The 12,074-nt window shown below is 38.4% G+C and carries 10 protein-coding genes; 9 read left to right on the top strand and 1 reads right to left on the bottom strand.

Annotated features, from left to right (window positions below):
* The first annotated feature begins 39 nt into the window (after positions 1-39).
* The 4 genes from WAA20_RS13220 (at position 40) to WAA20_RS13205 (ending at position 3,496) form a co-directional block, all read left to right on the top strand.
* Positions 40-312, top strand: coding sequence for a helix-turn-helix transcriptional regulator (locus WAA20_RS13220; protein WP_051199482.1), 273 nt, complete (start codon positions 40-42; stop codon positions 310-312).
* Positions 313-426: 114 nt separating this feature from the next.
* Complete coding sequence (locus tag WAA20_RS13215; protein WP_027204421.1) at positions 427-714, top strand: helix-turn-helix transcriptional regulator; 288 nt, start codon at positions 427-429, stop codon at positions 712-714.
* 361 nt (positions 715-1,075) lie between these two features.
* Positions 1,076-2,089: a hypothetical protein gene (locus WAA20_RS13210; RefSeq protein WP_073390379.1), complete on the top strand. Its 1,014-nt coding sequence runs from the start codon at positions 1,076-1,078 to the stop codon at positions 2,087-2,089.
* Positions 2,090-2,239: 150 nt separating this feature from the next.
* A complete protein-coding gene (locus WAA20_RS13205) occupies positions 2,240-3,496 on the top strand; it encodes a hypothetical protein (RefSeq protein WP_073390376.1) in 1,257 nt (418 codons plus the stop codon).
* A gap of 79 nt (positions 3,497-3,575) precedes the next feature.
* Here the strand turns inward: WAA20_RS13205 and WAA20_RS13200 are convergent, their stop codons facing one another.
* Positions 3,576-3,971 (bottom strand): hypothetical protein, encoded by a 396-nt coding sequence (locus WAA20_RS13200; protein WP_073390373.1) that lies wholly within the window; start codon positions 3,969-3,971, stop codon positions 3,576-3,578.
* Positions 3,972-4,371: 400 nt separating this feature from the next.
* Between WAA20_RS13200 and WAA20_RS13195 the strand changes: the two genes are divergently transcribed.
* From WAA20_RS13195 to WAA20_RS13175, 5 genes are all read left to right on the top strand, one after another.
* Positions 4,372-6,420 carry a hypothetical protein gene (locus tag WAA20_RS13195; protein WP_073390371.1) on the top strand — a complete coding sequence of 683 codons (2,049 nt, stop codon included), beginning with the start codon at positions 4,372-4,374 and terminating at the stop codon, positions 6,418-6,420.
* A gap of 282 nt (positions 6,421-6,702) precedes the next feature.
* A complete protein-coding gene (locus WAA20_RS13190) occupies positions 6,703-8,238 on the top strand; it encodes a methyl-accepting chemotaxis protein (RefSeq protein ID WP_073390360.1) in 1,536 nt (511 codons plus the stop codon).
* A gap of 347 nt (positions 8,239-8,585) precedes the next feature.
* Positions 8,586-10,454: an AAA family ATPase gene (locus WAA20_RS13185; protein WP_073390358.1), complete on the top strand. Its 1,869-nt coding sequence runs from the start codon at positions 8,586-8,588 to the stop codon at positions 10,452-10,454.
* Positions 10,455-10,674: 220 nt separating this feature from the next.
* Complete coding sequence (locus tag WAA20_RS13180; RefSeq protein ID WP_004604505.1) at positions 10,675-10,956, top strand: hypothetical protein; 282 nt, start codon at positions 10,675-10,677, stop codon at positions 10,954-10,956.
* Positions 10,925-12,013: a HigA family addiction module antitoxin gene (locus tag WAA20_RS13175; protein WP_073390557.1), complete on the top strand. Its 1,089-nt coding sequence runs from the start codon at positions 10,925-10,927 to the stop codon at positions 12,011-12,013. Before WAA20_RS13180 ends, WAA20_RS13175 begins: the two co-directional genes overlap by 32 nt.
* Positions 12,014-12,074: the final 61 nt, after the last annotated feature.

Below are 12,074 nucleotides of genomic sequence, written 5' to 3'. Positions count from 1 at the left end.
CCCAAAAGGCTATGTTTTAACATTTGAGGAGGACTAACTATGCCTGAAAAGGTTATTAATGCTAAGGCTACATGCGCTAATATTAGGCGTATGTTCGAAGAAAAAGGATATAAGCCAGAAGATATTAGGAAAGAACTTCATCTGGGAACAGTACAGAGCGTGTATAAGTGGTATTCTACAGCAAACGGAAAAGGAAATAGCCTCCCTTCCATGGATAACTTTATAATAATGGCTCAATTACTGGGAGTTACTATAGATGAGTTGATCGTTACAAAAAATATTGAGTTTGAAGAAAGGGAACGCTATAATTGACAATATGGCATATATGCCATACAATTTGGTCAAGAAAACACAGAAAACACCACCGGATGCCATAAAACTGGCAAAACAACGCAGATTAGATTATATAGAAAGGATGGATAAATCATGAGAACCTTTAATGATATGCTTGATGAGCAGTTGAAAGATGAAGAATTCAAAAAAGAATATGAAGCCATTCAGCCTGAGATGGATGTGATCAGAGCTATAGTAGATGCACGAAATTCGCAGAATCTTACGCAGAAAGAGCTAGCTGAACGGACAGGAATCAACCAGGCAGATATAAGTAAAATAGAAAATGGAACTCGAAATCCATCGCTTAATCTCTTGAAAAGATTGGCTGATGGAATGGGCATGGTCCTTAAAATTGAGTTTGTTCCTAAACAAAGAGTATAAATCAATGAAATAATATTCTAGAGGGAGCCCAAATGGCTCCCTTTTATCGTCTAAAGAAGGAAATATCAAACAATCCTATTATACTTATCCCTTTCCGGGTACTTTACATATTCGTAATGGTGCTTGTCATTATAGATAGTCACCCATGGCCTTGAACAATCAACAGCTTCTGCTTTATAGATATAGAAATCATTATAGTCCTTTGAGAATAGTAAGTATATTATAAAAGCCGCAATCTGGCACACCACTAAGCAATATAGTATAATAACCTCAGAGGGAGCCGCGTGCTCCCTCTTTGCTATTCCGCCAACGAGAATACACTTAAAGCGCACCCCTTTCGCTCATCGTGAGGTACCAAGCCATGTCAGAAGAAATTCAAGAACCCAATACATCTAATAAATTATCCACCAAGAAATCCCTAATCCTGGGCTGTATCATATTCTGCCTGGGCCTACTCATAATAGAAGCCATAAAGATCAACTACCAGGTAACCAACAAATACGGAAGCTGGGGCCATTACTGGGAGCACGTGCGCCTCAATCGCGAGAAGCCAAACCTGGCCGAAGAGCTTGACGCAGCCAGGGACGCATATAAATATACAGTAGAAAACTCCGTCTTATACATGATCAGAGACGGCGACTACGTAGAATCAGTAACCGCCGAAGTTGTATATGACGACATACGTTCCGCTGAAACTACTGCTGAACGCATAGGATCATGGGGCAATCTTGACAAAGCCTATGTAACAGTCCAATTGGATACAAGCTTTAACAGCATTCCCGATTTAGACAAGTGCAATATGCTCTTAAAGATCCAGGATGAAATAGAGCATAATCTGTCCGAACTGTATTACGGCAGCAACTATTACCAGATGTTCGAGCAGTACAAATACCAGCCCCGCGATTCAATAGAATACAAAGATCACTATCTATGGATTGAATACACCCAACGCTGCACCTTTACTGCCGGTACAACCGAGTATAGTCCCGGCACATATATGTTTAGCGTGATCAAAAACAACAGATATACTATCTATAACTGCAGAGAAAGCCACGGAGAAGTAGTAAAGCTCATAAAATATGACACAGGAACTATAGAAGCCGATGGCAGCTGGACCTCCGATAGCGAAAAGAAGAAATCTAAGGACACCACAACTACAAATTCTTCTGGCAAAAAAGATACAGACTCCTCTGGCAAAAAAGATACGACAGGCAGCAGCTCTGGCAGCTACGACCCATACGACGTGCACGACTACGACTCGGCAGACGACTTCGCTGATGACAAGTATGAAGAATTTTACGATTATGAAGACGAGTACGAAGATGAAGACGAAGCTTATGATGCGGCGGAAGATTACTGGTATGATGAGTATTAATTTGATATAGTTCGGAACAATATCGAAGCGAAATATACATTGTTCCGAACAATGTATATTGAACCTGGTAATATTCCTATAATTCGACATATTCCCCCATCCATAGTATACTTATACGCTGTCTAGACTAATTTCAAAAGGAGACAGCGTATGAAGAAAAAGTATTTATCAAGCATCATGGCATTCGTAATGTCTTTTGCTGTATTATCCGGATGCGGAGATGTCAGCTTAGGTAGAGGGGATGCGGATACCGAAGAAGGGGAAGAAGAAACCGAAGAAGAGTCTGAAGATTCTGAAGAAGATTCTGAAGAAGAAAAAGAGGCTGAAGAGGCTGGCGAAGAGGAAGACCAGGACAGCGGTGAATTCGAAAAAGGCCAGGTTGCAGGTCCGGATTCACAGTGGGACGGAAGCTTTGTTGATGATTACGGCGTTAAGTTCTATGCAGGAATGACCATCAAAGAATTGCAGGATCAGGGATGCATAGTTTCATATCACTACCGCGGATCAGAAATGGAAGACAGATTAACGGCCATGGATGAAATGTATGTCGGACCATATAGCGGCGAAATGGGAAATGGCCCTGATTGCCTCGATATATGGGATAACGTTGATGGCGAATATATTGAAAGTGATTTTTCCGAAGAATGCTGGATATACAATCCATATCCTTATGCCGTACCGTTTAATGAGTGCATAATCGGCCAGCTCTTAGCATCAACTGATAATTTGCCGGAGGTCTTTTTCCAGGATGATGATAGTAAGATCTATCCGGAGGAAGTTCGTGCATTCATGGACATCTCACCTATCGTGGACGATAATAACCAGATCTATACCTTCGATAAGTTCTATGTAGAGCTGGATTTCTACGAAGGCTACCTGACTGGACCTATTAATTCCGGCGTGTATACGCATTACTGGTATAGCGATGAATTTGTAGATGAGTATTTTACCCCCTACTACCCAATGGTTGAGGGCCATGAATATGTAAGCAAGGAACTTGATACATCACTTGATACTCTCGAGTTCGAAATGTCAGGAGAGACTTATTCCCTGAATCTGTCACTATTTACATCGATCGAATCATCATATATCCACTATTATGAAGAGTCAGGCTACACCTCTGAAGTGTACATAGAAGGCGAAGACGCAAATGGCGATCACATAATCTTCTGGGTCGAAGATGCTTCCTACGATTCATATTGGGGAGTGCATCAAGGCGCTTCGGGAGACGGCGAGGAAGCAAGCAATGGAGAAGTTATTGATTATAACTACGCAGGCTATGCTTATCTGACACTCCTTGGCAACAGCAATATTCAGTTCATGCTCTATGTAACTGACGGAGATGACCCGGACCACCTGCTTGAGATGAAGGACTACGTTGAAAGCTATATTACAGTAAAAGACTGAGAAGTATAACATTTTTAGCGGATAAAAAAGGCTTCTGGTATGACAATGATCATATCAGAAGCCTTGATTGCTTTGGATATTAAGACTTTTTAGTGATGTTGTTAAAGATTTCTTGAATCTCATCCTCAGGAATATCAGGGATGGAAGCGATTATCTTATCCAAAGGAACACCGTTCTTAACCAGACTTTCAGCAATCTCTCTGGATTTTTTCTGTTCGCCTTCTTCCCTTATAGATTCAGTAGCTCTGCACATTTTTACCTTTCCTCCCTCTGTCTCATCTATGCGGATGCCTGCGCCAGTGAATTCATTGATAATGTTAATTGACTCAACACTCATACTCCAGTCATCCCCTCTCTCTGATTGCATGCAAAACAGCAGTTTATCTTCATCCTGCCTTTTGATAAATTCAAGAACGTCGCGAAGCTCCGTCTTTAACTTGGAGAAATCATTGATATCATGCGGCGTTATGCCCAATTTGTCATCTCCTTTATAGTTATTGTCATATCCATAAAGGAGTTAAGATTATTTCTAAGAAAAAAGAAAGTTAGAACACTTATCAATCCAATTATAAACAATTCCGTAGTATCAATCAATTTGGGAACTGTGAGCGAACCGCTCTGAAACCTTTATGGTATACGAACATCAAATATACTAACATCCAAGAAAATGTGTGTCAACTTCAATATTTATTGAACCTGGTACTATTATTTGTCGAGATAAGAAGCAGTTCGTCGGATGAAATATGCAATTCGTCAGATAACCGAGTAATAAATTACATTATAGGATAAAATGATTAGAGCTATCGGCTCTCCCAATGTACAAAAACACCAGATGTCATTGTGAATTATTTTAATGCTTATAAAAAAGGAGTTTTATGAAAAGAAAAATAGCATGTATTATATTATCTATCACACTTACTCTTCCTATGATCGGTTGTAGCGAGATGATTACCTTGTCTCATTATGATCAAGAGAATAGTGATCATAATGAAAAGAATGAAGAAATAGATCGTTTCGATGATGAAGAATCTAAAGGAACTTCTGCAAGTGATGAATCAGGCATAGACAATTCATCTGTCGAAGAAGAAACGGAAGAAGATACTAGTGTAAAAGCCGAAGAAGGATTTTCAAATGGAGATCGTGTCGTTATCAGACCTCATACTTTTACTTATGACTATGCTGATGAAATATTCATCTTCGAACATGATGGGTCATATGTTCAGAAGTATGATATCAATGATATATATGAACATATATCCGATGATGAAGCAATGTACACTTTCTCTTATATGAACTATTGCGATGGAGTTCTTTTCTATGGAGAGTATCTATGGAATGATACCGAAAAAAAGGCCCGACTTATTGCATACGATTATGAAAGTAAAGAGATAGAACCTGTTATTAACTGGTGTGAAGCTGAAATGGCTTACTTAGAGATATATGAAGGTATAGTATATGTTTTCTTTTGTGATTATGCCAATGAGAAAATAAGTATCCGGGCATTTGATAAAGAGGATGATAGTTTATCATTTAATGAAACACAGCCCAAGTATAATGATCTATATGAGGAGTGCTCCTCATATATGATGGGTTCTAAATGGGATGATTCATTATTTGCTCCTTTGGATAAGATTATAGATGATAATGGCTTTTTTATTGGTAAAAAAGATGAAGATTACTATGTGATATCTGAGGATGGAAACATTGAAAAGCTGGATTATAGCTTTGATGGTGAGAGCTGCTTATATTATTATGATTCAGAGAGTGCTATTTTTCAAAGCGATAAAGATGGACAATCACAGATTGATGTATATTATTTTGAAACCGGAACAACGGAAACTATTGCAGAATTTGTTGATAAAGAAGGAAGTAATTACAATTATTACATTGATTTTCTTAGTCTGATATCTTATGTGGATGGCAATATTTACTACTATGTTTATCAGGAATATGAGTTGGATGTGGCTGATTACACAATATATAAGTATGATATTTCTACTGGTACAGAGACTGAGCTTATGACTACAACTAGTATTCCCGGTACATTAGGCACATATAAAAATTTCGGTACTAAATTTGCGCCAGGTCTTTATGGCTTTACTGTTTCTGATGGAAAGGCGTTCTATGTTGATTATAAAGATGGAGTAACAAAGTTTTATACGGCGGATATAGAAGATGAAGGTCTATCAAATATAACTGAAACTGATGGTATAGTAAATGAATATGGATTTTTCAAATATGGATCCATCGAGTCATTGACTTACCAGGAAGAATGTCCTGACTGCGGTGCCGTTTTTAAACAGTACCATGTTGAATATTTTGTGCTTGATGAAAAGTATTCAGATAATTCTGATAAGATCAATGATTGGCTTAAAGAATATGCACAGGATGCGATCAATTATTTTAAAGATGATGGTTCAGATAATGGGAGCTGTGATGAACATAAAGACGGTAATACTACATATTATGATTCTTATTCGGAGCATGTAATTGATGTTGGTGTTCTTGAAGAGAAGTACTTATATATAACGGTTTCCACAGAAAGCGATCTTCGAATATCTTCTCATGATTTTGAGGGTAGAGGTCAGTTCCTTTTTGATATTGAGACGGGTGAAAAACTTTCGCTTGAAGATTTTTATGATGGAACAGAGGACGAGTTTAAAACACTAATCGCCGATAAAGCTGTGCAGGACTTTGAAAAAGGTTATGACGCGGGCACATCTCCTTATGGTATTAGTACTTCGGAAGAGGTGTATGATCTAGCTTATGAAAATGCTCAGTTGGATGGAAATATCATTTTCTATGAAGATGGCATTTTATATTTCTTCTATCAATATGTATTTGGTGAAATGTATGGTGAAATACGCGCAGAATATTTTATCACTTATGACGAACTTCTGGGGCGACCAACATTATCGAAATGAGAAATGGCTAAACTGCTTGTGGGGACTATACTATGACTGATAAAAAGTTTTATGAAGTAAATAAAAAGAACTGATCACAAAGATATGCAGATATGATGACGCATGAGATCAGAAAAGGTAAATGCGAGTGTAGAGAGCCGGAACATTAACTTGTCCCGGCTCTCTTTTTTCAACTTTACCATGGAGGGGAAGAATAATTTTTTTAGAGTATTAAGAAATTTATGAATCATTCCGAATTATTTTAAAGAGTTAACTTTTTCAATAATCATGGAGGAAGTTAGGATGAATAGAAAATCGGCTTTTGAAGTGTACCTTTCTGCAGTCTACAAGTGGGGCATTATAGCTCTTGTCTCAGCATGTATGATTGCAACAGCAATGTTTGTTGTAGAGAAGACGATGGGATTTTATCAGGTTATACCGTGGCTTGCTGTCATTATCTTCGGATTAATGGATGCTTGCTTTTTTGTTACAGGTATGCTGATCTTAAGATCATCTTTTGATGAAGATGGATATCTAAAAGATGGAAAGCTGCAGGTTGGTAAACTATTCTGCTCGGTTGTTCTTATCATCCAATGGAACTATATCATATACATGGTTCCAACCAGGACGTTCTGGGGATTTCTATGTTTCTTCCTGATCCTTATAGGATTTTTTATGGATCTAAAGCAGCTTGCAATAACAGGTACCATATGCATAGCATCGATGTTTGCTGCCTGGTTCATAAGAGGGACTGATCTGCTTCCTGTTAAGGATGAGCTGTTTATAACAGATATAATCATGTGCGTAGTAGGACTTGTATTATCGCTTGCAGGACTTTTGATGTTTCTGTTCTTCGTATCACACTTCCTTATAACTGCCAAAAAGGATGAACTTGAAGAGAATAACAGAAGAGTTACAGGAGTTATGGATGCTGTAAGATCTATATCTACCAAGATGGTAACAGCAGGAACTTCACTTATGGATATCTCATCTAATGAAAGCGCATCTGCTGAGGAACTTAGTGCCACCAGCCAGGAACTTGTTGCTAACAGCAATATTCTTGGTAATAAAGCGGATGAGAGTATGGCTAATCTGTCAGAGTTAAGTGAATGTGCAAGTATAGTTGAGCAGAACGTAGAAACAGTTGAGGCCACATCCGGTAACCTGCTTCAGAAGTCCAAAGAAAATGAGAGTGCGTTAAATGACCTTCAGGATATCAATTCTGAAGTATCTGATTCTATGGCTGTTACAACTGATATAGCAGAAAGACTCTTAAAAGCAGTTGAAGAAATCGGTACTACTCTTGAATTGATACAGGGGATCTCATCATCGACAAGCCTTCTAGCATTGAACGCATCTATCGAAGCTGCAAGAGCAGGTGATGCAGGTAAGGGATTTGCAGTTGTAGCTACTGAAGTTGGAAAACTTGCTGATAATACTCAAAGCTCTCTTAAGAATGTAGGAGAGATAATAGAAAGAGTTCAAAAGAATGTAACAGAGATGACATCTCAGGTTGAAAACAATGCAACCAAACTCTCAGAGCAGAATGAGCAGTTCAAGAACGTATTTGGTGAGATGCGTGAGATGACCAAGATGCTCAATGAATCTGTAGAAGCTGTATCACAGATGAATGAAGCACACAGACGCCAGTCAGATATAATCAAAAGAACAGTTGACATCAATCAGAATATTGCTGAGAGTATCCAAAGCGAGAATGAGCAGTTCGCCGCAATCAGTACCATGGCAGCAAGTAATGCCTCTAACACAGAAGAAGTTGCCAAACAGGCAAGTGCTATCAACGATATGGTCGATGAGATCAACCGCCTCTTGAGTAACTAAATAATGTTTATTGAACCTAGTACTATCAACTAAGACCATGGATGGATCTGATCTTACTCTAAAGCTCAAGATAAAAAGTGTGAAAACTGATTACCTCCAAGAAAGCGTCATTCATCTCACTTAAAGGGATGAATGACGTTTTTTTATATCTTGCTAGAACAATATCAAATAAACATTGACATCATTCGGAACAATATCGAAAATACTTTGGTATTGTTCCGAATAATGTCGATATTTGTTTGACGATGTTCCGAATAATATTTATAATATAATTAATAATAATCCATATTAGCGAGAAAACCCACATCTTTAACCGTGATGACAATAAAAGAATGAGGAGCATTTCCATGAAAACATGCAAAGAGATATCAGAAATATGGGGAATATCAGAGCGTAGAGTAGCAAAACTTTGTATAGATGGCAAGATAAAAGGTGCAAAGAAAGTTGGAAGGCAGTGGCAGATTCCGGATAATGCAAAGAAACCATCTGATAATCGCATTAGTACAGGTGAATATGTAAGAACAGAAGTGAAGGAAGAACTCAAGCCCCTTCCGGTTGGTATTTCGGATTATATCCGCGCACAGTCTGAATACTACTATGTTGACAAGACACTACTGATACGAGATTTTCTTGATAAAAAAGCTTTGGTATCTTTGTTTACCCGTCCCAGACGATTTGGAAAAACCCTGAACATGGACATGCTTCGCGTTTTCTTTGAAATTTCTGATGAAGATACAAGCAAGTACTTTGTTGATAAAGCTATATGGAAATGCGGCCCGCAGTATAGGGAGCATCAGGGCAAATACCCTGTGATCTTTCTGACTTTTAAGGATGTAAAATTTGATTCCTGGGAAGATACTTTTTCTAAGATCGTCGAACTTGTGCAAGATGAGTTTGGAAGACACTCTGTACTGAAAAATAGCGATAAGATCGAAAAATATGAGAAAGATTATTTTGAAAAAGTATTGAGCGGGCAGGTGAGTGAGGTTGAACTATCTGCGTCTTTACAGAAATTGTCAAAGATGCTGGCAGCGCATTACGGAAAAGCCCCTATTATAATCATCGATGAGTATGATACACCCATACAGGAAGGATATTCCAAAGCATTCTATGACAAGATCATAGGATTTATGAGAAACTTTTTTTCCGGAGCGTTTAAGGACAATCGTTACCTGTCGTATGGATTTTTGACCGGAATATTAAGGATTGCGCAAGAGAGCATTTTCAGTGGTCTGAACAATCTTACAGTTAACAGCGTTATGGATGATGAATATGATGGCTTTTTTGGCTTCACAGACACTGAAGTAAAAGAGATGCTTAAGACTTATGGCTTTTCGGATAAAGAAGAGGAACTTAAGGAATGGTATGACGGATATCTCTTTGGAAATAAGGAAATATATAATCCCTGGTCTGTTATCAATTATCTGTCGAAAGGTTGTCTGCCTCAGGCATATTGGGTTAATACCGGCAAGAATGAAGTACTTGAAGATGTTCTAAAAGTAGCTACAAGTGATATCACGGAAAAACTTAATGCGCTTATTCTGGGCGAAAAAGTAATTGCAAGAATCGATCAGAATGTCGTTTACAGATCTTTGACAGAAGAACCGGGGAATATTTACAGCCTGCTCCTGGTTGCAGGATATCTGAAGACACTGAGTAAAGAACTTCAGGGAGACGGAACATGGCTCTGCGAAGTATCTATACCCAACCGAGAGATAGCTGCTGTTTATAAGAGTGAGATATTATCCCACTTAATACAGATAGGAGTCGTGACCAGAGGAACGGCTAACAAGATCGCTGAGAGCCTGTACAAACTAGATATTACGAAGCTTCAAGAAGGTATTGACGAATACATGCAAAAGACCATAAGCTTTTACGATGCCGGTGCAGAAGGCTTCTATCATGGCCTCACTCTTGGACTTGTTGCACTAATGGATAATCAGTATAAGATTCGTTCCAACAGGGAGTCCGGTGATGGAAGGTACGATATCAGTATGTTTCCCAGAAAGAAAAAGCTACCTGGTATCATCATGGAACTGAAATGGGATAAAGATCTGGATGATAAAGCGCTTGATCTGTTATCTTCAGACGCATTGGATCAGATACAGGAAAAAAGATACGATGCAGAGATGAAAGAGGAAGGCATAACGGATATTGTTAAGATAGGAGTGGCCTTTTCGGGAAAAAAGGTAAAGATCAGCACAGGGATTTACTGAAACTGGTACCAATGTGCTTAACTATAAAAGCAGTTGAAAATAAGGTAATATATATGGCTCAAGATACTATGGAAGACGGGGGATATTGCCTTTTCTGTCCTTTGATGATATAATACGTTAACCAAATGGTTAATTTATAATTGGAGGACGGTGGTGGTAATTATTGAAAATAACCTATGCGAATAAGAAAGTTGAAAAGTATTTCACTGATTATTCAAAGATGAAGAAAAAACTGCCATTTGAGTGGGTGCGTGCAATAAAGAAATTGATGGACCATCTGGTAGCGGCTGATAATTTTGGAATATTCCTATCTCTGGGTTTGGGAAAGCCAGAACAACTATCAGGATATAAGCAGATTACATATTCATTGCATGTATCAGCAAATGTACGGCTGATTATAGAATTGAATGCAAATCAAGATACTGTAAAAATTTGTGAAGAGATTGAAGTGGAAGGGGTGAGTGATTATCATGGCGACAAAGATAACTGGTATATCCCGTGATCTGATTATTCATCCGGGAGAAACAATAAGCGATATTCTCGTAGAACGAGGAATAACACAGGCAGAATTAGCTGCGAGAACTGGAGTGACTCCTGCGTATGTATGTAATGTTATAGCAGGAAAAAAAGACATTTCCGCTAAGTTCGCTCTTGCATTGGAATATGCTTTGGGTGTATCAAAGTCATTTTGGATCAATTTGCAGGCAAATTATGATGCGGAGTTGTTAGAAGCTAGTGAATCAGAAACAATTACTGACGAAGAGCGGGTAGCAAGAAACAGTTTAAAGGATATTGTGAAATATCTTAGAGAAATCGGGAAAATGCCTCTCAGAGAAGCAGTAGATGATTCGATTCTCTCCCTACGAAAAGCACTTCAAATGAGCAATATAGCAAATCTGAAGGGAATAGTTCCGGAAGGTGCTCTAAGACTGTCTGCTAAATCCAAGGTAGATCCTTATGTGATGGGTGCTTGGATTAGACTATGCCAGATTGCCGGAGAAAAACGTAATGTTAGCACAAAGTTTGACATAGAGAAGATCGATGAGCTCGTGGCAAAGGCAAAGATGGTCATGTGTAATGCTGGAGAGTCTATTCAAAAGTCTCTGACTGAATTGTTTGGTGAATACGGCATAGATTTTTCTGTTGTTAGGAACTTCCGAGGGGCACCTGTTCAAGGATTTATATCGAAAAAAAATGATGGTACTTATCAGATGGTTTTGACCATTAGAGGTTCCTATGCTGATATCTTCTGGTTTTCATTATTTCATGAGTTGGGTCATATTGTTAACGGTGATGTTAACGGTTCTATCAATTTCATAGACTATGATGGGAACGCAGATATTGAGATAGGAGCTGATGAGTTTGCAAGCGCAAGGTTGATTGATTCAACTGCTTACGAAGAATTTGTCAGACGTTCAGACTTTAGCTTGAGTTCTATTAAATCATTTGCAGAGAGTCAGCAAATTAGGCCATATATAGTAATAGGACGCCTTCAACGTGAAAAACTATTAGAGTACAATCGGTATAGTTCTGAAAAAGTTAGGTATAAGTGGGCATAGAATAGCACTGTATAAATGAAATAAAAAAAGGGCATCGACTAAGAAATTAGCTGATGCCTTT

It is taken from the genome of Butyrivibrio fibrisolvens, from assembly GCF_037113525.1.
Lineage (GTDB): Bacteria > Bacillota > Clostridia > Lachnospirales > Lachnospiraceae > Butyrivibrio > Butyrivibrio fibrisolvens.
Note: the sequence above shows the minus strand (reverse complement) of the source record. Positions and strands in the feature narration are given on the sequence as shown.

Excerpts from the sequence above, each read along its gene's own strand:
- WAA20_RS13215 (WP_027204421.1), top strand. The coding sequence starts at position 427 with ATGAGAACCTTTAATGATATGCTTGATGAGCAGTTGAAAGATGAAGAA.
- WAA20_RS13185 (WP_073390358.1), top strand. The coding sequence starts at position 8,586 with ATGAAAACATGCAAAGAGATATCAGAAATATGGGGAATATCAGAGCGT.
- WAA20_RS13220 (WP_051199482.1), top strand. The coding sequence starts at position 40 with ATGCCTGAAAAGGTTATTAATGCTAAGGCTACATGCGCTAATATTAGG.
- WAA20_RS13205 (WP_073390376.1), top strand. The coding sequence starts at position 2,240 with ATGAAGAAAAAGTATTTATCAAGCATCATGGCATTCGTAATGTCTTTT.
- WAA20_RS13210 (WP_073390379.1), top strand. The coding sequence starts at position 1,076 with ATGTCAGAAGAAATTCAAGAACCCAATACATCTAATAAATTATCCACC.
- WAA20_RS13195 (WP_073390371.1), top strand. The coding sequence starts at position 4,372 with ATGAAAAGAAAAATAGCATGTATTATATTATCTATCACACTTACTCTT.
- WAA20_RS13190 (WP_073390360.1), top strand. The coding sequence starts at position 6,703 with ATGAATAGAAAATCGGCTTTTGAAGTGTACCTTTCTGCAGTCTACAAG.
- WAA20_RS13180 (WP_004604505.1), top strand. The coding sequence starts at position 10,675 with ATGAAGAAAAAACTGCCATTTGAGTGGGTGCGTGCAATAAAGAAATTG.
- WAA20_RS13175 (WP_073390557.1), top strand. The coding sequence starts at position 10,925 with ATGGCGACAAAGATAACTGGTATATCCCGTGATCTGATTATTCATCCG.